This window comes from Mycobacterium sp. NGS61, from assembly GCF_059812325.1.
Genome location: NZ_JCALCL010000002.1, coordinates 120,920 through 140,607 on the forward strand (window position 1 = coordinate 120,920; position 19,688 = coordinate 140,607).

Here is a 19,688-nt window from a genome sequence, read left to right on the forward strand (position 1 = left end):
GGACGCTACGGTCGGGGAATGCAACGGCTCTCTAGTGTTGATGCGGCGTTCTGGTCCGCGGAAACCGCAGGCTGGCACATGCACGTCGGTGCGCTGGCAATCTGCGACCCCACCGACGCGCCCGACTACAGCTTCCAGCGGCTGCGCGAACTGCTGATCGAGCGGTTGCCGGAGATTCCGCAGCTGCGCTGGAAGGTGACCGGCGCTCCGCTGGGCCTGGACCGCCCGTGGTTCGTCGAGGACGACGAACTCGATATCGATTTCCACGTGCGACGCATCGGCGTTCCCGCCCCCGGCGGGCGCAAAGAGGTCGACGAACTCGTCGGCCGGCTGATGTCCTACAAGCTGGACCGCTCGCGTCCGCTGTGGGAACTGTGGGTCATCGAGGGCGTCAAGGGTGGCCGCATCGCGACCCTGACCAAGATGCATCACGCCATCGTTGACGGGGTTTCCGGCGCCGGGCTCGGCGAGATCCTGCTGGACGTCACCCCCGAGCCGCGCCCCCCGCAGAAGGAAACAGTCGGTTTCGTCGGCTTCCAGATCCCCGGGCTGGAGCGGCGCGCGATCGGTGCGCTGATCAACGTGGCCGTCAAGACACCGTTTCGCATCACCAGACTGCTGGAACAGACGGTCCGCCAACAGATCGCGGCGCTCGGTGTCGCCGGCAAGCCGCCCCGCTATTTCGAGGCACCCAAGACCCGGTTCAATGCCCCCGTGTCGCCGCACCGGCGCATCACCGGCGCGCGCGTGGAGTTGAAGCGGGCCAAGGCCGTCAAGGATGCGTTCGGGGTCAAGCTCAACGATGTGGTGCTCGCGCTGGTCGCGGGGGCGGCGCGCGAGTACCTGCTCAAGCGCGACGAGTTGCCGTACAAGCCGCTGATCGCCCAGATCCCGGTGTCCACCCGCACCGACGAGTCCAAATCCAACATCGGCAACCAGATCAGTTCGATGACGGCGTCGCTGGCCACCGACATCGACGACCCGGGCGAGCGGCTGCTGGCGATCCACGAAAGTACCCGCAACGCAAAGGAAATGGCCAAAGCTCTGTCCGCGCACCAGATCATGGGGCTCACCGAGACCACGCCGCCCGGGCTGCTGCAGTTGGCCGCCCGCGCCTACACGGTCAGCGGGTTGTCGCGCAACTTCGCGCCGATCAACATGGTCGTCTCCAACGTCCCCGGCCCGTCGGTCCCGCTGTACATGGCCGGCGCCAAGTTGGAGTCGCTGGTTCCGCTCGGCCCACCGGTGATGGACGTGGCGCTCAACATCACCTGCTTCTCCTACGACCAGTGCCTCGACTTCGGTTTCGTGACCACACCGGAGGTCGCCAACGACATCGACGACATGGCCCGAGCCATCGAGCCGGCGCTCAAGGAGTTGGAGCGCGCCGCCGAAGCGCTGTAGTGCGCTATGTGCTCGGCGGGTTCGTCACGTAGACCCAGGACAGGAACCGGGCCACCGCGTCGGCCGACTTGTGTGCCCGCGGCGAGCCGAAGATGTCGAAAGCGTGCTGCGCGTTCGGTAATTCGGCGTAGGCGACCGGCGACTTCGACACCGCGCGCAGTTCGTCGACGAACTCGCGGGCCTCTTCCACCGGGATCAGCGAATCATCCTCGCCGTGCAGCACGAAGAACGGTGGCGCGTCGGGTCCCACGTAGCTGACCGGGGAGGCGTCGACGTAGATATCGCGGTGCGTGCTGAACTTCTTCTTGACCACCATTCGGGCCAGGATCTCGACGAATTCCGCGCGCCCCGGCGCCTCGGTGGAGAACCAGTCGTAGCGACCGTAGAACGGCACGGCGGCCACCACCGAGGTGTCGGCGTCTTCGAAACCCGGCTGGAACTTGGGGTCGTTGGGTGTCAGCGCAGCCAGCGCCGAGAGGTGACCGCCGGCCGAACCACCGCTGATCGCAACGAAATTCGGGTCCCCACCGTAGGCTGCGATGTTCTCCTTCACCCAGGCCAGCGCGCGTTTGACGTCGACGATGTGGTCCGGCCAGGTGTGCACCGGGGATACGCGGTAACCCATCGACACACACACCCAGCCGCGCGAAACCAGATGCGCCATCAGCGGATACGCCTGCGGACGGCGCATCCCGATCATCCAGGCGCCGCCCGGCACCTGCAGCAGCACCGGCGCTTTGCCGTCCCGGTCCAGATCGCGCCGACGCCAGATGTCGGCCCGGTTGGCGCGACCGTGCGGACCGTAGGACACGATGTTCTCTTTGTCGACGAAACGCCGGCGTGCCATCGTGGTGCGCAGCGGCGGGTTGCGCCGACCGGATTGCGTGGGCTGGGTGGGCAATTCCTGCAATTCTTCGGTGTAGTCGGGGCCGAGTTGATCGGTCAGCGCCGACTCCAGCACCGGGCCGGGGGTGACCAGGCCGCGGTAGCCGATTACCCCGAGCATCGCCCACGCCGCGCCGGTCAGCGCCAGCGCCACCTTGCCCTTGGGGCCGGCGAAGTCACCGCGCCGCCCGCGGCGCACCGCGTCCAGCACGGACACCCCCGCATACAGCGCCGGCACCTCGGAGGTGGGCCAGCCGAACCAGAACACCGTCGGGGCTGCCCACGAGTTGCGGGTGATCGGCCGTAATCCGTTGGCGGCGTTGACGAATTCCACCGCGGCACGGGTCAGCGGCCGCGGCCGGCGCAGCTGCCTGAGCAGTGGGCGCAGGTTCATGAGTCGCTCACCCGGGCCTTGAGTTCGTTGCGCAGGATCTTGCCGGTGCTGCCGCGCGGCAATTCATCGAGGACCGTGATCGCACGAGGCACCTTGTAATTGGCCAGGTTGTCCCGGACATGCTGTTTGAGGGTCTCGTCGGTGGCACGGGCGCCGGGTGTCAGGACCACGAAAGCCGCCAATCGCTGGCCGTACTGTTCGTCGTCCACGCCGATCACCGACGCTTCGGCGACTTCGGGATGGGATGCCAGCGTCTTCTCCACTTCGATCGGATAGATGTTCTCCCCGCCGGAGACGATCATCTCGTCGTCGCGGCCCACCACGAACAGCCGGCCGTTCTCGTCGAGGTAGCCGACGTCACCCGACGACATGTAGCCGGCGTGGAAATCCTTCTGCTTCGACCCCTCGGTGTAACCGTCGAACTGAGTGTCGTTGTGCACGTAGATGGTCCCGGTCTCACCGGTGGGCAATTCGTGAAAGTCCTTGTCCAGGATGCGGATCGAGGTACCACCCGCCGGCTTGCCCGCGGTGTCGGGGGCCGCGCGCAGGTCCTCGGGCGTCGCGGTGGCGATCATGCCGGCCTCAGTGGCGTTGTAGTTGTTGTAGATCACGTCGCCGAACTGGTCCATGAACGAGATCACGACGTCGGGACGCATCCGTGAACCCGAGGCCGCGGCGAACCGCAGCGATTTCCCGCTGTAGCGGTTGCGCACCTCGTCGGGCAGGTCCATGATCCGGTCGAACATCACCGGTACCACCGCCAGGCCGGTCGCCTGGTAGCGGTCGATCAGGTCCAGCGTCGCTTCCGGGTCGAATTTGCGCCGGGTGACGATGGTGCAGGCCATCGATGCGGCGAAAATCAGCTGCGAGAAACCCCAGGCGTGGAACATGGGCGCGACGATCACGATCGTTTCCTCGGCCCGCCACGGGGTGCGGTCCAGGATCGCCTTGAGCGTACCTATTCCGGCGTTGCCGCCAGACTGCTTGGCGCCCTTGGGTGTTCCGGTGGTACCGGAGGTGAGCAGGATGATGTTGCCCTTGGCCGCACCGCGCTGCGGCCGCTGGCCGGCGTGCGCGGTGATCAGTTCCTCGACCTTGTGCCGGCCCGGCTCAGCGGAGTCGGTCCAGGCCAGGATTCGGGTGGCATCGGGCCGGTCGGCCAGCGCGCGCTCGACGGTGTCGGTGAACTCCTCGTCGTAGATCACCGTGTCGACGTTCTCGCGGTTCACCACCTCGGCCAGGGCCGGACCGGCGAATGATGTGTTGAGCAACAGGATATCGGCACCGATCCGGTTGGCGCCCACCACCGCTTCGATGAAGCCGCGATGGTTGCGGCACATCACGCCGACCACTTTCGGCGCGCCGGAAGGCAACTGCTGCAGGGCAGCACCCAGGGCGTTGATCCGCTCGTCGAGCTCACGCCAGGTCAGCGTGCCCAGCTCGTCGATCAGGGCGGGACGGTCCGGGCAGCGCTGCGGTGCTCCGGCGAAACCTGTTGTCATGCCCATGCCTTCGCGGCGCATGGCCGCGATCATTTTCACGTAGCGGTCCGGGCGCAGCGGCGCGATCAAGCCGGCACGCCGCATGGTGCGGATGACTCCGAGAATGTCTTCGACGCGAGATGCCATGGCTCAGCCCAGGATCGGGAAGCGGCGCTTGGCGGCGAGTTCGTTCAGGCCGGCCTGCATCACCGAGCGGACGTGTTTGTCGACGGCATCGACGTCGGGGTCGGCACCGAATTCCGCGACGATGTCGATCGGTGCGAGCACCTGGGTGACGATCTTGGAAGGCAGCGGCAGATTCGGCGGAATCGGACTGGTCAGCCCGAACGGGAACCCGATGGACAGCGGCAGGATGTCGCTGCGCAGCAACCGTTTCAGGCCCAGCCGCTGTGCCAGCCAGGTGCCGCGGGTCAGGTAGAGCTGGGTTTCCTGGCCACCGATGGAGACCATGGGCACGATGGGTACGCCGGCTTCGATCGCGGTGCTGACGTAGCCTTTTCGGCCGTTGAAGTCGATGACGTTCTCCGCGGCCGTCGGCCGGTAGGCGTCGTAGTCGCCGCCGGGGAACACCACCACCACGCCGCCGGAGCGCAGGGCTTTGGCGGCGTTCTCCCGGTTGGCCCGGATGTAGCCGGTCTTTCGGAAGAAGTCCGCGGTCGGCCCCATGAACAAGATGTCGTGGCTCAGGGTCAGCACCGGCCGGTCATAGCCGAACTTGTCGTAGAAGTCGACGCTGAAGATCGGCACGTCCATGGGGAACTGACCACCCGAGTGGTTGGCGACCACCAGCGCGCCGCCCGGCGGGAACCCGTCCAGTCCGTGCACCTCGCTACGGAAGTACGTCTTCAACATCGGGCGCAGCACCGAGATCATCCGCTGGGTCATGCCGGGGTCGAATTTGCCGATGTCGTCTTCGCTCACTGAGGCTCCTTTGCCGACGAGTTCCTTGATCGTAGCGAGCAGCCTCGACCGTCGATCCGAACCCTCGACGCACTGCGGCGGGTGCCTACATATGCTGCAACGCGACAGAGCTCACCCGAAGGGACTCCCGATGGCCATCCTCGACAGCTTCCGACTCGACGACCGCGTCGCGATCGTCACCGGCGCGTCCAGTGGCCTGGGCGTCGGGTTCGCCGCCGCCCTGGCACAAGCGGGAGCCGACGTGGTGCTCGGCGCGCGGCGCGAGGAACGCATGGCCCGCACCCGGGAACTGGTGGAGGCGGCGGGCCGCCGGGCCGTCGCCGTGCGCACCGACGTGACCGACCCCGGCGATTGCCAGCACCTGGTCCGGGCGGCGGTGGAAAGTTTCGGGCGGGTCGACATCCTGGTCAACAACGCCGGCGTCGGAACCGCCGTCCCGGCGCTGCGCGAGACACCCGAGCAGTTCCGGTCGGTCATCGACCTGAACCTGAACGGTTGCTACTGGATGGCGCAGGCGTGTGCGCAGGTCATGCAACCCGGCAGTTCGATCGTGAACATCAGCAGCGTGTTGGGGCTCACCACCGGGGGCCTGCCGCAGGCCGCCTATGCGGCGTCGAAGGCCGGCGTCATCGGTCTGACGCGCGATCTCGCCCAGCAGTGGACCGGGCGCAGGGGCATTCGGGTCAACGCGCTGGCACCGGGGTTCTTCGAGTCGGAGATGACCGACGAATTGCCGGCCGGCTATCTGGAGAGCACCGTGGTCCCGCGTACCCTGGCCGGCCGCATCGGCCGGGTCGAAGAGCTCAGTGCTGCACTGATTTTCCTCGCCAGCGACGCCAGTAGCTATATCACCGGTGTCACGCTGCCGGTCGAAGGCGGCATGCTCGCCACCTGAGGGTGTTGCGGGACGGCTTCGCTCTGCGGAAGGATCCCAGAGGTGGCCCAGCCCGAAGCCGAGGCCCGCGGTCAGCTTGCGGTGATCGCCCGGCAGATGAGTGCCATTCGCGATGAATTCATCACCGAGGTGTTCGCGGCGATGAAGAAGGACATTCAGGGCCTCAACTACGACAGCCGGATGCTGTCGTTGTGGCGGAGCAGCCTCACCGAGCACGTGGTGGCGGGCATTCACTATCTGGAGCGGGATCCACCGGAACCGTTCCTGGAGGCCCCGGCCGCGGGATTGGCCTACGCACGGGCGGCGGCTCAGCGAGACATCCCGTTGTCGGCGCTGGTTCGGGCCCATCGGATCGGACATGCGCGATTCCTGCAGCAGGCAATGCCGTTCGTGTCGCTGTTGTCCGCCGCACAGCGGGTGCCGGCGATGATCGAGCTGGTGAGCCGCTGTTCGCGCTTTGTCGACGTGATCGGCGACCAGCTGATCATGGCCTACGAACAGGAACACGACCGCTGGGTCAGCCGGCGCAGCGGCCTGCAACAACAGTGGGTCACCGACCTGCTCGCCGGGGCGCCGATCGACGTCCAACGTGCCGAAACGGTGCTGGGCTATCAGCTGGACGGGCCGCACGTCGCCGCGGTGTTGTGGGCGGACGACACCACCTCCGCGCGTGACGTCGCGGCGCTGTTCGAGAAGACAGCGGCGCTGCTGGCGGGGGAGCTGCGGGCGGTGGGGCGGTCGCTGATGGTCCCGACCGACGAGCGCGAAGCGCGGCTGTGGTTTTCGCCGTCGGCCGGCCGGGACGCGACGGTCGTGGATCCGCAGCGGGTGCGCGCGGCCTGCACCTCGGCCGGATTGGACGCACGATTGGCGTTCGGCCGGGTCGAACAGGGGCTGGACGGCTTTCGTGCCTCGTTGAAACAGGCCGAACGCGCCAAGGCGGTAGCCCTTGCCGGTGGCGACCACCCCCGCCACCGGGTGGTGTTCTATGCCGATGTCGCGCCGGTTGCGCTGATGGCCGGCGACCCCGAGGAGCTGCGGCGGTTCGTCGCCGACACGCTGGGCGACCTCGATGTGCACGACGAGCGCAATCGCTGGCTGCGGGAGACGCTGCGGCAGTTCCTGGCCCGCAACCGCAGTTATGTCGCCACTGCCGAAGCAATGATGCTGCACCGCAACACTATTCAATATCGGGTGGTGCAGGCGATGGAACGTTGCGGGCAGAACTTCGACGATCCCGACGCGGTGTTCAAGGTACAGCTGGCGCTGGAGGTCCGCCGGTGGATGGGTCCGGTCGTGCCGCGCGCGGTCACGCCTACGGCCTGACGGTGTTCGTGCGCAGCGCACAAAGCCGGCGGTGAGCTTCGGCGCCGCGGCACATGGTATCGGCAAATTAGGAACGTTATCGTTCACCTATGGACGTCACCGCACTGCCCGGCATGCCGCTGTCACGGGCGGTCCCCGATCGCGGTGTCCGCCCCCGCCAACACCGGATGGGCAACGAGAAGCGTTATCCGAGAAGTAAATTCATGCAACCGAAACCGCCGACCGGTGCCGGTGTTCCCCGCTACGCCGCGAAGCCGTGGCCGGGGACCGCCGCCAGGCCGAATACTTCATGGCGCTGCTCAAGCTGAACCTGCAGCGCGTCGACCACCGGATCGAGAAGTGCCGGGCCGCGATCGCCTTTTCGCAGGCCGCCGGTGACATCGAGAACGTGATCGGCTTCCGCGACCTGCTGCGACTCGAGCAGCAGGAACGTCAGGCTGTCGAGGTGATGATCGCGAACCTGCGCCGTCGTTTCGCGCCGCCGGGGACCGAAAAGTCCTTCTGATCGGCCCGCGGGTGGCGCTCCGCTGCCAGGGCCCGGCCCGATACATTTGGTCTCGCTGGAGTCAGCAGCGGGAACGGGGGCCGTCATGGGGTTCATGTCACCAGACCTACCGGATGTCGATCGCGACACCTGGTCGAGTTTGCCGCGGGCCACGCGCCTGCAGGTCGTGACCCGGCACTGGGCGGAGAACGGCTTCGGCACACCGTACGCGGTGTACCTGATCTATCTGCTGAAAATCGCGCTCTACCTCGCCGCTCCCGCCGCAATCATCTCGTTGACCCCCGGCCTGGGTTCCCTCGGCGACATTTCGACCTGGTGGACGCAGCCGATCGTCTATCAGAAGCTGATCGTCTTCACGCTGCTGTTCGAAGTGCTCGGTTTGGGGTGCGGGTCGGGTCCGCTGACCGGTCGCTTCACCCCGCCGATCGGCGGGGTCCTGTACTGGTTGCGCCCCAAGACAATTCGGCTGCCGCCCTGGGGGGACAAGGTCCCCTTCACCCGGGGTGATTCTCGCAGCATCGTCGACGTCGCGCTCTACGCGGTGGTGTTGCTCAGCTGCGGGTGGGCGCTGTTGGCGCCCGGGGGCGGTCCGGTCACCTCCGCCGGCGACGTCGGCCTGCTCGATCCACTGCTGGTGGTCCCGATCATCGTGGCTCTGGCGCTGCTGGGCTTGCGTGACAAGACGGTGTTCCTGGCGGCCCGCGGCGAACACTATTGGCTCAAACTCTTCGTGTTCTTCTTCCCGTTCGCCGATCAGGTCGCGGCCTACAAGCTCATCATGTTGCTGCTGTGGTGGGGCGCGGCCACCTCCAAGCTCAATCATCACTTCCCCTATGTGGTTTCGGTGATGACGAGCAACAACGCGTTGCTGCGCAGCGCGTTGTTCACCCCGCTCAAACGCAAGATGTACCGCGACCACCTCGACGATCTGCGGCCCACCCTGATACCGAAGCTGATGGCCCACGTCGGGGGCACCACCGCGGAGTTCGTGGTGCCCACCATTCTGGTGTTCGTCGCCGGCGATCAGCCGTGGCGGTGGTTCCTGATCGGATTCATGGTCATCTTCCACCTCAACATCCTGTCCAACCTCCCGATGGGAGTTCCGTTGGAGTGGAACGTCTTTTTCATCTTTTCGCTGTTCTATCTGTTCGGGCACTACGGTTCGATCCGCGCGATCGACCTGCGGTCGCCGCTGCTGTTGGCCCTGGTGTTGGCGGCGGCCGCGGTCGCCGTCGCGGGAAACCTCTTCCCGGCGAAGATTTCGTTCCTGCCCGGCATGCGCTACTACGCGGGAAACTGGGCCACCAGCGTGTGGTGCTTCCGTTCCGGCGCCGAGGACAAGATCGAAACCGATGTGGTGAAAAGCTCTGCGCTGGTGATCAATCAGCTGGCCAAGCTGTACGACCCGGCTACCGCGGAGATCATGGCCGACAAGACCGCCGCGTTTCGTGCGATGCACACCCACGGCCGCGCGCTGAACGGATTGCTGCCCCGCGCCATCGAAGACGAAGCCGACTACAAGATCCGCGAGGGTGAGATCGTGGCCGGACCGCTGGTCGGGTGGAACTTCGGCGAAGGGCACCTGCACAACGAGCAACTGCTCGAGGCGGTGCAGCGCAGGTGCAACTTCGCCGAGGGTGATGTTCGGGTCATTGTCCTCGAAGGCCAGCCGATCCAGCATCAGAAGCAGTGGTACCGCATCTTCGACGCCAAAACCGGCCTCATCGAAGCCGGTTATGTCGACGTCGCGGAAATGCTGACCCGTCAGCCCTGGCCGGAGCCGGGCGACCACTTCCCGGTCCACGTGACCACCGCAGCCGGCGCATGACGACCGCGGTCGTCGTCGGCGCCGGGCCCAACGGATTGGCCGCCGCCATCCACCTCGCCCGCCAGGGCCTCGATGTGCACGTGCTGGAGGCCGACGACACCATCGGCGGGGGAGTCCGCTCGGGTGAGTTGACGGTGCCCGGCGTCATTCACGACCACTGCTCGGCGTTTCACCCGCTCGGCGTCGGATCACCGTTCTGGAAGGAGATCGGACTCGACAGCTACGGCCTGTCGTGGAAATGGCCGGAGATCGATTGCGCGCATCCCCTCGACGACGGCACCGCCGGCTTGTTGTATCAGTCGATCAGCAAGACCGCCAAAGGACTTGGGGCCGATCGCCGACGATGGCAGGCGGCGGTCGGCGGGCTGGCGAAGGGGTTCGACGACCTGGCCGAGGATCTGCTGCGACCGGTGCTGGCCCTTCCGCACCATCCGCTGCGGCTGGCGCTGTTCGGTCCGCGCGCGGTGCTGCCGGCCGCCGCGGTAGCGAGCTGGTTCCGCACCGACCAGGCCCGCGCCCTGTACGGCGGCGCGGCCGCCCATGCCTATACCCGGTTGGATCGGCCGCTGACCGCGTCGCTGGGGTTGATGATCCTGGCCAGTGGCCACCGATACGGGTGGCCGGTCGCCGAAGGCGGGTCCGGGTCGATCACCCGTGCGCTGGGTGCGGCGCTGCAGGCGCACGGTGGGCGCATCACCACCGGCGTCACCGTCACCAGCCGCCGCGACATCCCGACTGCCGACCTCGTCATGCTCAACCTGAGCCCCGCCCAGGTGCTCGAGCTCTACGGCGATGCGATGCCGACGCGGATCAGGCGGTCCTATCGGCGGTTCCGCGCGGGTTCGTCTGCGTTCAAGGTCGACTTCGCGATCGAGGGTGACATCCCCTGGACCAATCCCGACTGTGGGCGGGCGGGCACCGTGCACCTGGGTGGCAGTTTTGCGGAGATCGCTGACACCGAATTGCAACGGGCGCAAGGGAAGATGGCGCAGCGGCCGTTTGTGCTACTCGGGCAGCAGTACCTGGCCGACCCGTCCCGTTCAGCCGGCAACATCAACCCGATCTACGCCTACGCCCATGTCCCGTTCGGCTATACCGGCGACGCGACCGCCGCCATCGTCGACCAGATCGAACGGTTCGCACCCGGTTTCCGCGATCGCATCATCTCGACCGTTTCCACCAGCACCAGCGAGCTGCAGGCCCGCAACCCCAGCCTGATCGGCGGTGACATCATCGGTGGCGCGAACGACCGGTTGCAGATCCTGTTCCGGCCGCGGATCGCGGTGGATCCCTATGCGATCGGCGTGCCGGGTGTCTACCTGTGCTCGCAGTCCGCCCCGCCCGGCGCCGGGATACACGGGCTGTGTGGGTATCACGCCGCCGAAGCCGGGTTGCGCTGGCTGCGGCGCGGTTAGTTCGGCGGCCGGGTTGATGCTGCTATTGGTGTCAAGCGGCTTTGAGCCAGTTTCTGTATTGGTCGGCGAGGGTGTCGTCGCGTTGTAGACCCCGTTCGATGCGGGAGATGACGGTGGGCCAGACGCCGAAGTGGTTGGCCGCCGCAGTGACGGTGATGTTCTCGGGGCGCCGATACCAGCATCGCCTTGAGCTGATTGATCACCGCGGTGCGATGTTTGACCGCCGAGCGGCGGGCGATGTGCAGAGCTCGCAACCCACTGGTCGCATCGTCCTTCGGGATGGCGAGCCCGTCGCCGGCCAGCGCAGTGCGGGCGGCGCTGTAGGCATCTAGTGGACCAGACTTGCCTCTGAGCCGCCCGGGTGGACTTGACCGCGCGGGTGACCTCCACGACGTCAATACCGGCCGCACCCGGATCACTGGCCCGACCCCCCACCACACCACCACCGGATGTCCCACCCTGCCAAGGACCCCTCGGCGAACGCGCCGACTGGTGGTGGTACACACCCTTCCAACCTAAAGACGTGCCAGCTGGACGACTTTTCAGCAAGTCACGGAATAAGGTGTTGAGCGTTGTGAATAACGCCTGCCGGCAATGCATTATTTGGCAGGCGCACGGCAATATTCTGCGCGCTATTCAGCGCATGGAACATTGATATTCAGGTCACCCGAAATAGCGGATCACTGAAACGGTCCAGCCGTCTGGTTCACCCGGTCGGACCGGGTGCAAATGGCTGACCCGGTACTGGCCCACCGGTGGGAGCCGGACGCGACGGGTCGCCTTTCCCGGTCCGGGACATGTCGGTGATCGGCGCGGCCGGCAGCCCGGCACCTTCTGGCCCGAGCGCGATCAGCGGAGTACCCGCTGCGATGACCGGTGCTCCGACCGGAACCGGTGCGCCGATCGGGACGGGTGCGCCGATCGGGACGGGTGCGCCGATGGGCACGGGTGCGCCGATGGGCACGGGTGCGCCGATGGGCACGGGTGCGCCGATGGGCACGGGGGCTCCGATGGGTACGGGGGCTCCCACCGGGATGGGCGCCGCGACCGGGATCGGTGCGCCGATCGGCACCGGCCCAGGTACCACCACCGGGACACCGGCCATGTCAGTGACTGCCGCGCTGGCCGGGCCGCACATCGCTGGTGCTGCGGGTCCCCCGGCGGTCCCCGGCCCGCCCGGTGTCGACCCGCCCCCAGCACCCGCGCCGCCCGCGCCGCCGCCGCCGTACGCACAGCACGCAGGTGCGGCGCCGGCAGGTGCTGGTGCACCCTCGGGGCCGCCGGCAGCGCCTCCCGCACCGGTGGGGGCTGGCGCACCCGCGCCGCCCGCTCCGCCGTATGCACAGCATGCCGATAGGGCAGCCGCCCCCGCGGGTGCTCCCGCACCGTCGGCCATCCCCGACATGCCCTGAATGCACGCGTGGCCGCCACCGGTGATCAGCGGGACGGCAGCCGCGGCCGGACTCAGCGATACCGCGGCACCCAGCAACCCGGCACCGGCGACAAATGCCTTGAAGTTGAATCGATCAAAGATCGTCATCAACGTCAACTCCTTTAATCACGCTCATAAGTTTCTGTGGACGCAAGCAGGCCGCACGGCCAACCCGAGTCCTTCTTGTACACCGGCGCAATTGTTGGGTGCTGTTGTGTGGCGCATGACGCGCCGCACCGCGTCGTTTCCAAATGGTGACGTTCGCTAGGACTTACCTACTGAATGGAGACTGGTCCGTTATTTATCGGTAGGGATTCGCCCGGTCCGCCCCGGTGAGCGGCATCACAACAACGCGCCGCCGGCGGCCGGCACTCTTACCAGCCACAGCGATGCCGTCCGCACTGCTCTAGGCTGACGACGAGCGCTTATCAGCGGACACGAACCAAGACGAGGAGAGACACGTGACGGTCCGAGTAGGCATCAATGGGTTCGGTCGCATCGGACGCAACTTCTACCGCGCCCTGTTGACCCAGCGCGACCTTGGCAAGGCCGACATCGAGGTGGTGGCTGTCAACGATCTCACCGACAACGCCACGCTGGCTCACCTGCTGAAGTTCGACTCGATCCTGGGCCGCCTGCCCGCCGACGTCAGCCTCGACGGCGACGACACCATCGTCGTCGGCAAGGACGAGATCAAAGCCCTCGCGATCAAGGAAGGCCCGTCCGCGCTGCCCTGGGGAGACCTGGGTGTCGACGTCGTGGTCGAGTCCACCGGCATCTTCACCAACGCCGCCAAAGCCAAGGGCCACCTCGACGCCGGGGCCAAGAAGGTGATCATCTCCGCGCCGGCCACCGACGAGGACATCACCATCGTGTTGGGCGTCAACGACGACAAATACGACGGCAGCCAGAACATCATCTCCAACGCCTCCTGCACCACCAACTGCCTCGGGCCGCTGGCCAAGGTGCTCAACGACGAGTTCGGCATCGTCAAGGGCCTGATGACCACCATCCACGCCTACACCCAGGACCAGAACCTGCAAGACGGCCCGCACAAGGACCTGCGCCGGGCGCGGGCTGCCGCGCTCAACATCGTGCCCACGTCCACCGGCGCCGCCAAAGCCATCGGCCTGGTGCTCCCCGAACTCAAGGGCAAGCTCGACGGGTATGCCCTGCGGGTTCCGATCCCGACCGGATCGGTCACCGACCTCACCGCAGAGCTGAAGAAGTCGGCCACCGCCGACGAGATCAACGCTGCGTTCAAGGCCGCCGCCGACGGGCCGCTCAAAGGCATCCTGAAGTACTACGACGTGCCGATCGTGTCGTCCGACATCGTCACCGACCCGCACAGCTCGATCTATGACTCGGGCCTGGCGAAGGTCATCGACAATCAGGCCAAGGTGGTGTCCTGGTACGACAACGAATGGGGCTACTCCAACCGCCTCGTCGACCTGGTCGAACTCGTCGGCAAGTCGCTCTAACCATGAGCGTCCCGACACTCGAAGACCTTCTCGCCGAAGGTGTTTCGGGCCGCGGTGTGCTGGTCCGCTCCGACCTGAACGTCCCGCTCGACGATGACGGCACCATCACCGATCCCGGCCGGATCACCGCGTCGGTGCCGACGTTGAAGGCGCTACTCGACGCCGGCGCCAAAGTGGTGGTCACCGCTCATCTGGGGCGCCCGAAGGACGGACCCGACCCGAAGTACTCGCTGGCGCCGGTCGCCGAAGCGTTGGGCGAGCAACTGGGCCGGCACGTGCAGTTGGCCGGGGATGTCGTCGGCAGTGACGCACTGGCCCGGGCCGAGGGTCTCACCGACGGTGACATCCTGCTGCTGGAGAACATCCGTTTCGACAAGCGCGAGACCAGCAAGGACGATGACGAACGCCGCGCGCTGGCCAAGCAGCTCGCCGAACTGGTCTCGCCGGGAGGCGCTTTCGTCTCGGACGGCTTCGGAGTGGTGCACCGCAAGCAAGCCTCGGTGTACGACGTCGCCACGCTGCTGCCGCACTACGCGGGCAAACTGGTCGCCGACGAGATCGAGGTGCTCGAACAGTTGACCAGTTCCACAGAGCGGCCCTACGCGGTGGTGCTGGGCGGATCGAAGGTCTCGGACAAGCTCGGTGTCATCGAGTCGCTGGCGACCAAAGCCGACAGCATCGTCATCGGTGGCGGCATGTGCTTCACATTCCTTGCCGCACAAGGATATTCGGTGGGTAAGTCGCTGCTCGAAGAAGAGATGGTGGACACCTGCAAGAACCTGTTGGAGACCTACCACGACGTCCTGCGCCTGCCCGTCGACATCGTGGCGACCGAGAAGTTCGATGCCGACTCGCCGCCGCAGACCGTGGCGGCCGACGAGATTCCCGACGACCTGATCGGCCTGGACATCGGACCCGGTTCGGTGAAGAGGTTCACCACGCTGCTCTCCAATGCCAAGACCGTGTTCTGGAACGGTCCGATGGGCGTATTCGAGTTTCCCGCCTATGCCGAGGGCACCCGCGGGGTCGCCGAGGCCATCGTCACCGCGACCAAGAAAGGCGGTTTCAGCGTGGTCGGCGGGGGTGACTCCGCAGCGGCGGTGCGGGCGTTGAAGATTCCGGAGGACGCCTTCTCGCACATCTCCACCGGCGGCGGCGCGTCGCTGGAATACCTGGAAGGCAAGTCGCTTCCGGGCATCGAAGTGCTGACAAGTGAGCAACCAGGAGCAGACTCGTGAGCCGCAAGCCGCTGATCGCCGGCAACTGGAAGATGAACCTCAACCACTTCGAGGCGATCGCGCTGGTTCAGAAGATCGCATTCGCGTTGCCGGACAAGTACTTCGACAAGGTCGACGTAACCGTCATCCCACCGTTCACCGACCTGCGCAGCGTGCAGACCCTGGTCGACGGCGACAAGTTGCGGCTCACCTACGGTGCCCAGGACCTGTCGCAACACGACTCCGGCGCCTACACCGGGGAGATCAGCGGAGCCTTTCTGGCCAAGCTGGGTTGCAGCTTTGTCGTCGTCGGACACTCCGAGCGGCGCACCTACCACGACGAGGACGACGCACTGGTGGCCGCCAAGGCCGCTGCCGCGCTGAAGCACGAGCTCACCCCGATCGTCTGCATCGGCGAGCACCTCGAGGTTCGTGAGGCCGGAAATCACGTGTCGCACAACGTCGAACAGCTGCGCGGCTCGCTGGCCGGGTTGTCTGCCGAACAGATCGAAAAGGTCGTCATCGCCTACGAACCGGTGTGGGCGATCGGCACCGGGCGGGTCGCCAGTTCCGCCGATGCGCAAGAGGTGTGCGCGGCGATTCGCGTGGAGCTCGGCGAGCTGGCGTCTAAACAGATCGCCGAATCGGTGCGGGTGCTCTACGGCGGGTCGGTGAACGCCAAGAACGTCGGCGACCTGGTCGCGCAGCAGGACATCGACGGGGGACTGGTCGGCGGCGCGTCGCTGGACGGGGAACAGTTCGCCACGCTCGCAGCGATCGCCGCCGGGGGGCCATTGCCGTAGCTCGCCGGGGGTCCGCTGCCGTAGATCGGCACGTGCGGTGTGCCCGAAAAGTCGCGCCTGCGTGGGCAAGTCGCTATGAGGCGGGCACCGGGATCGCTATCCTTGGACGGTGACGGCTGGGGCTATTGTGGCCAAGCCGACGTATTTTCCGGCCCGGACGATCGCGTACGATCGCCACAATTGCCGCTCCATCGAGTCGAACACATGCGCCGCAATCGATTTGGCAAGCTGCAACTGCTCGGCGGACAACGGCGCCGGCGCGCTGATGTGGACACGATCGGCGGCCGGGGCGATCGGCGGGTCGTGCCGACCGGCCAGATAGTCCAGCCGGCCCCCGGTTTCGGCCTCCGCGGCCAGGGCGAGCGGCTTCGTCTGGGCGAAGAATTCTTCGCCGGTGGATTCCAGGGCCACCAACATCCACCACCGCAGCACCGGATCATCGTGCCGCAGTGCGATTTTGGCGAACTCGATCATGTTCTCCCGATGCAGATCCATGTCGGCATCGAAGAAGAGCCACTCCAGCGCCCGGCTACCGCTATGGTCCAGCACGTCGTCGAGGCCGAGCGCATCCCAGTCGGACAGGAATAACCCGCTGTGTTCGGAGAGCCGCGAGGCCCATGTGTTGACCGCTTCCTGTTCGGGGGTCGCCGGTTCGGGAAATGTCACGGCGTACTTGGTCAGGTCGCGGTAACCGAGGATGTCCATCACCCACATCGGGATGAACTGACGAAGTTTGTCCGCAGCGCTTCGATCGTCGCTGCGCAGCCATTCGTAGAAGGGGTGCGCGCGCAACCTGTCCTTGCGCTCCTCGAGATAGCGCAGCATCTCGCTGTCGTGATCGTCGTTCGGGTCGACCACCAGGGCGGGGGCCGTCCAATCGTCGCGCGCCACACTCTGCAGTGGCGGACGGCGCGGGACGGTGCCGGACTCCAGATAGGTGTTGGCGTAGTGCAGAAATCCGTCGAAGATGCGATCGAAAATGCCGAACATCCGCTGGCAGGCCTCGGCTGCGCGCTCGCGACGCGCCGGGTCGAGCTCGACGGTCTCGAATACGCCTTCGGTGTTGCCGACGTGACCGGATTCCAGGTCAAGGTGGTAGGGGCCGAAATAGCTGTATTCGAGCCCGGTCTGGCTGGATAGCCTGGCCGCGACGCGGGCGGTATTGCTGAGCATGACGTGGCCGGTGGCTTCACCGGCCTCCGAGTGACCGAACCGGATGAACGCGTCGTCACCGTCGTCGACAACAAGCCGGATGAAATCAATTCCGCTGCGGCGGAACGGTTCCTGGTCCGGGGACAGGAACAACCACCACAGGGTGTCACTGGTGCGCCAGCCCAGTCGGGCATCGAGATCGAGCTTGCGCCAGTCGTCCAGGAACATCTTGGAGTGCTTCTCGTCTTCGAGCGTGCCGAGATTGATCACCCATTCGTACTCGGTGTGTGGTTCGGGGAACCGCAATACCCAGCGGTTCATGTCGCGAAATTGCATGATGAACAGGGCGCCGGCCGGTCCGATGGCAAGCTGATCCTGCGCCGGCACTCTGTCGCTGGACAACCACGCGAAAAAGGGGTGCCGACGCACCGCCTCTTGTCGCGCATCCCGCAGTTGCATCACGTGTTTCATTGCAAGGCCATCCATTACTGATCGCGAAGGCGTTCTGGGTCCACGAGCCTTTCCGAAGTCGCGCTAATTATACGCTCGCCCAACACCCGTCAGCGTTCGCAACCCGATTCGGTCGACGGTCCCGGGGAATTACCTGCGCCCCGTGCGCCCTTTTTCGGTCCTTCCGTGCGAGAGTTAGCTGTCGCTGCTAACAGCTGTTGAATAGTAGTAGGTTGCGATCGGGATTTGTCCCGCCGCGGGGTCGGGTCGCGGTAGGGGTCGAGAGCCGAGCTTGGTCGTGATGGGGAGGGAGGGTCGCGACGACATGAGCGGAATGCGCGACGTGAGCGGCGTGCCGGCGGAGGCCGCTCAGGAGGCAACGGACGAGGACGGCGTGATTGCGTCGATGCTCGCCGGCGGCGCGAGTGGGCGGGACGCGGAATTGTTGCGCGCGGTATTCGCGCAGTCGGGCATCGGTGTCGGTCTTTCCGATATGTCCGGCAAGATCCTGGTGGTCAATGCCGCGTTCGCGCGCATGTTCGGCTACGAGGTCGAAGAATTCATCAAACTGCACATCACCGATCTCAACCACCCCGACGACACGTCGGAGGTGTGGGAGCAGTACGGCGCGCTGATGCGAGGTGACGTCGACCGGGTCAGTTTGGAGAAACCGCACCTGCACCGCGACGGACGCACCATCTGGAACAGTGTCAACGTCTCGCTGATCCGAGATGCGAATGGCGTACCCATTCACACCCTCGCGTTGTTCGAGGACGTGACCGATCGGCACGAGCTGGAACAGCAATTGCGTCATCAAGCCCTCTACGACCCGCTGACCGGACTGCCGAATCGGACGCAGTTCTTCGAGCGTCTCGACGCGGCATTCGAAGATCCGCAGTCGCGCGTCGGCATTTGCTACATCGACCTCGACTGCTTCAAAGACGTCAACGACACGCTCGGCCACGACATCGGTGACAAGGTCCTCGTCCGGGTGGCCGACCGGTTGGCGTTGTGCCTGCAGCGGCCCGACCAGATGGTCGCCCGGTTGGGTGGCGATGAGTTCGTCTTCTTCGTCCCGCAACCGGGCGGCGCCAACGAAGTCACCGACCTCGCCGACTCGGTGCTGCGTGTCCTCGAGTCGCCCTTCGACATCGACGGGCATTCGATCAGCATCTCGGCCAGCGTAGGCGTGATGGAACAAGAAGTCGCCGAGATGTCCCAGGTCGACCTGATGAAAGGGGCCGACATCACGTTGGCCCGCGCTAAGCAAGCCGGCCGCAACCGGTGGGCCCTCTACGATCGCGACCACGACAACACCCCGATCTCGAAGGCGCTGGAACGAGGCGAGTTCTTCGTCCTCTACCAGCCGATCGTGCGGCTCGCCGACAACTGCATCATCGGTGCCGAGGCGTTACTCCGCTGGGCGCACCCCACGCTGGGCACCCTGCTTCCAGAGCGCTTCATCAGCCTGGCCGAGCGCAACGGGATGATCGTTCCGCTCACCACTTTCGTGATCGAGCAGGCTTTCCGTGACCTGCAGGATTGGCGCCTGAACGCGACGGCCGACCCGCCGCCGTTCGTCGGCGTGAACGTCTCCGTCCGCAACATCTGCGACTCCGGTTTCATCTCGGTCATCAAGAACGGGTTGGCCGGGTCGGGTCTGCCGCCGCACTCGCTGCACCTGGAGCTCACTGAGAACGCGATCCTGGGCAAGGACGAGACGTCGATCACCAGGCTGCAGCAGCTGTCGGCGATGGGCGTCGCGATCGCGATCGACGATTTCGGCACCGGCTTCTCCAGCCTGGCCTACCTGCGCAATCTGCCGGTCGACATAGTCAAACTCGCGGGCGAGTTCATCAAGAATCTCGGGGGCAATATCCAGGGCCGGCTGGCCGACGAGCAGATCACCCGAGCAATGATCGATCTGGCCCATACTCTGGGCCTCAGCGTCACTGCCGAGCAGGTCGAGACCGCCAGTCAGGCGGCACGGCTGCGCGCCTTCGGCTGCGACGCAGCGCAGGGCTGGCATTTCGCGAAGCCGATGTCTGCCGCCGAACTGTTCAAGCAGTAGCCGTCTA

Annotated in this window: 15 protein-coding genes and 4 pseudogenes; 13 read left to right on the forward strand and 6 right to left on the reverse strand. The window is 66.0% G+C overall.

Annotation, left to right across the window (positions count from 1 at the left end; genetic code table 11):
* Positions 1–18 precede the first annotated feature (18 nt).
* Positions 19–1,404 (forward strand): WS/DGAT/MGAT family O-acyltransferase, encoded by a 1,386-nt coding sequence (locus tag AC5Y3Z_RS05370; protein ID WP_463825045.1) that lies wholly within the window; start codon positions 19–21, stop codon positions 1,402–1,404.
* A 4-nt stretch (positions 1,405–1,408) separates the two neighbouring features.
* Here the strand turns inward: AC5Y3Z_RS05370 and AC5Y3Z_RS05375 are convergent, their stop codons facing one another.
* From AC5Y3Z_RS05375 to AC5Y3Z_RS05385, 3 genes are read right to left on the reverse strand one after another with little or no spacing between them, the layout of a single operon-like run.
* Complete coding sequence (locus AC5Y3Z_RS05375) at positions 1,409–2,683, reverse strand: alpha/beta hydrolase fold domain-containing protein (RefSeq protein WP_473139573.1); 1,275 nt, start codon at positions 2,681–2,683, stop codon at positions 1,409–1,411.
* Complete coding sequence (gene fadD12 / locus AC5Y3Z_RS05380) at positions 2,680–4,311, reverse strand: acyl-CoA ligase FadD12 (RefSeq protein ID WP_473139574.1); 1,632 nt, start codon at positions 4,309–4,311, stop codon at positions 2,680–2,682. Before fadD12 ends, AC5Y3Z_RS05375 begins: the two co-directional genes overlap by 4 nt.
* Positions 4,312–4,314: 3 nt before the next feature.
* Positions 4,315–5,070, reverse strand: coding sequence for a 1-acyl-sn-glycerol-3-phosphate acyltransferase (locus AC5Y3Z_RS05385; RefSeq protein ID WP_473139668.1), 756 nt, complete (start codon positions 5,068–5,070; stop codon positions 4,315–4,317).
* A 166-nt stretch (positions 5,071–5,236) separates the two neighbouring features.
* Here AC5Y3Z_RS05385 and AC5Y3Z_RS05390 point away from each other — a divergent pair, with 166 nt between their 5' ends.
* The 7 genes and pseudogenes from AC5Y3Z_RS05390 to AC5Y3Z_RS05420 all read left to right on the forward strand — a co-directional run.
* The gene (locus tag AC5Y3Z_RS05390; RefSeq protein ID WP_463825048.1) at positions 5,237–6,001 is read left to right on the forward strand and encodes an SDR family NAD(P)-dependent oxidoreductase; all 765 of its coding nucleotides are present in this window, start codon (positions 5,237–5,239) and stop codon (positions 5,999–6,001) included.
* 96 nt (positions 6,002–6,097) lie between these two features.
* A complete protein-coding gene (locus AC5Y3Z_RS05395) occupies positions 6,098–7,327 on the forward strand; it encodes a PucR family transcriptional regulator (protein ID WP_463825445.1) in 1,230 nt (409 codons plus the stop codon).
* Between the two features lie 256 nt (positions 7,328–7,583).
* Positions 7,584–7,832 carry a hypothetical protein gene (locus AC5Y3Z_RS05400; protein WP_500001801.1) on the forward strand — a complete coding sequence of 83 codons (249 nt, stop codon included), beginning with the start codon at positions 7,584–7,586 and terminating at the stop codon, positions 7,830–7,832.
* 85 nt (positions 7,833–7,917) lie between these two features.
* On the forward strand, positions 7,918–9,660 hold the full coding sequence (locus AC5Y3Z_RS05405; protein WP_473139576.1) for a DUF3556 domain-containing protein: 1,743 nt from the start codon (positions 7,918–7,920) through the stop codon (positions 9,658–9,660).
* Positions 9,657–11,075 carry a phytoene desaturase family protein gene (locus tag AC5Y3Z_RS05410; RefSeq protein WP_473139577.1) on the forward strand — a complete coding sequence of 473 codons (1,419 nt, stop codon included), beginning with the start codon at positions 9,657–9,659 and terminating at the stop codon, positions 11,073–11,075. The genes AC5Y3Z_RS05405 and AC5Y3Z_RS05410 overlap by 4 nt, the downstream gene beginning before the upstream one ends.
* Positions 11,076–11,173: 98 nt before the next feature.
* Positions 11,174–11,407, forward strand: a complete 234-nt coding sequence (locus AC5Y3Z_RS05415; RefSeq protein WP_473139578.1) for a hypothetical protein — start codon at positions 11,174–11,176, stop codon at positions 11,405–11,407.
* Between the two features lie 74 nt (positions 11,408–11,481).
* Positions 11,482–11,604 (forward strand): annotated as a pseudogene (locus AC5Y3Z_RS05420) (hypothetical protein); the annotation flags it as partial.
* Between the two features lie 177 nt (positions 11,605–11,781).
* Here AC5Y3Z_RS05420 and AC5Y3Z_RS05425 read toward each other — a convergent pair.
* A pseudogene (locus AC5Y3Z_RS05425) lies at positions 11,782–12,297 on the reverse strand (beta-xylosidase); the annotation flags it as partial.
* Between the two features lie 174 nt (positions 12,298–12,471).
* Positions 12,472–12,615, reverse strand: a pseudogene (locus AC5Y3Z_RS05430) (hypothetical protein); the annotation flags it as partial.
* Between the two features lie 353 nt (positions 12,616–12,968).
* On the opposite strand from AC5Y3Z_RS05430, the gene gap reads away from it, so the two are divergent.
* From gap to tpiA, 3 genes are read left to right on the forward strand one after another with little or no spacing between them, the layout of a single operon-like run.
* Positions 12,969–13,988: a type I glyceraldehyde-3-phosphate dehydrogenase gene (gene gap / locus AC5Y3Z_RS05435; RefSeq protein WP_473139579.1), complete on the forward strand. Its 1,020-nt coding sequence runs from the start codon at positions 12,969–12,971 to the stop codon at positions 13,986–13,988.
* A 2-nt stretch (positions 13,989–13,990) separates the two neighbouring features.
* Positions 13,991–15,226, forward strand: a complete 1,236-nt coding sequence (locus tag AC5Y3Z_RS05440) for a phosphoglycerate kinase (RefSeq protein ID WP_473139580.1) — start codon at positions 13,991–13,993, stop codon at positions 15,224–15,226.
* Positions 15,223–16,008 carry a triose-phosphate isomerase gene (gene tpiA, locus AC5Y3Z_RS05445; RefSeq protein ID WP_463825056.1) on the forward strand — a complete coding sequence of 262 codons (786 nt, stop codon included), beginning with the start codon at positions 15,223–15,225 and terminating at the stop codon, positions 16,006–16,008. The genes AC5Y3Z_RS05440 and tpiA overlap by 4 nt, the downstream gene beginning before the upstream one ends.
* A gap of 96 nt (positions 16,009–16,104) precedes the next feature.
* Here tpiA and AC5Y3Z_RS05450 read toward each other — a convergent pair whose 3' ends face one another.
* Complete coding sequence (locus AC5Y3Z_RS05450; protein WP_473139581.1) at positions 16,105–17,631, reverse strand: hypothetical protein; 1,527 nt, start codon at positions 17,629–17,631, stop codon at positions 16,105–16,107.
* A 385-nt stretch (positions 17,632–18,016) separates the two neighbouring features.
* Between AC5Y3Z_RS05450 and AC5Y3Z_RS05455 the strand changes: the two are divergent.
* Both AC5Y3Z_RS05455 and AC5Y3Z_RS05460 read left to right on the forward strand, forming a co-directional pair.
* Positions 18,017–18,406 (forward strand): annotated as a pseudogene (locus tag AC5Y3Z_RS05455) (PAS domain-containing protein); the annotation flags it as partial.
* Positions 18,386–19,681 carry a putative bifunctional diguanylate cyclase/phosphodiesterase gene (locus AC5Y3Z_RS05460; RefSeq protein ID WP_463825446.1) on the forward strand — a complete coding sequence of 432 codons (1,296 nt, stop codon included), beginning with the start codon at positions 18,386–18,388 and terminating at the stop codon, positions 19,679–19,681. The pseudogene AC5Y3Z_RS05455 and the gene AC5Y3Z_RS05460, both read left to right, overlap by 21 nt.
* Positions 19,682–19,688 lie beyond the last annotated feature (7 nt).

Coding starts and splice junctions, on each gene's coding strand:
- AC5Y3Z_RS05370 (WP_463825045.1), top strand. CDS start 19: ATGCAACGGCTCTCTAGTGTTGATGCGGCGTTCTGGTCCGCGGAAACC.
- AC5Y3Z_RS05375 (WP_473139573.1), bottom strand. CDS start 2,683: ATGAACCTGCGCCCACTGCTCAGGCAGCTGCGCCGGCCGCGGCCGCTG.
- fadD12 (WP_473139574.1), bottom strand. CDS start 4,311: ATGGCATCTCGCGTCGAAGACATTCTCGGAGTCATCCGCACCATGCGG.
- AC5Y3Z_RS05385 (WP_473139668.1), bottom strand. CDS start 5,070: ATGACCCAGCGGATGATCTCGGTGCTGCGCCCGATGTTGAAGACGTAC.
- AC5Y3Z_RS05390 (WP_463825048.1), top strand. CDS start 5,237: ATGGCCATCCTCGACAGCTTCCGACTCGACGACCGCGTCGCGATCGTC.
- AC5Y3Z_RS05395 (WP_463825445.1), top strand. CDS start 6,098: ATGAGTGCCATTCGCGATGAATTCATCACCGAGGTGTTCGCGGCGATG.
- AC5Y3Z_RS05405 (WP_473139576.1), top strand. CDS start 7,918: ATGGGGTTCATGTCACCAGACCTACCGGATGTCGATCGCGACACCTGG.
- AC5Y3Z_RS05410 (WP_473139577.1), top strand. CDS start 9,657: ATGACGACCGCGGTCGTCGTCGGCGCCGGGCCCAACGGATTGGCCGCC.
- AC5Y3Z_RS05415 (WP_473139578.1), top strand. CDS start 11,174: ATGCGGGAGATGACGGTGGGCCAGACGCCGAAGTGGTTGGCCGCCGCA.
- AC5Y3Z_RS05440 (WP_473139580.1), top strand. CDS start 13,991: ATGAGCGTCCCGACACTCGAAGACCTTCTCGCCGAAGGTGTTTCGGGC.
- AC5Y3Z_RS05450 (WP_473139581.1), bottom strand. CDS start 17,631: ATGAAACACGTGATGCAACTGCGGGATGCGCGACAAGAGGCGGTGCGT.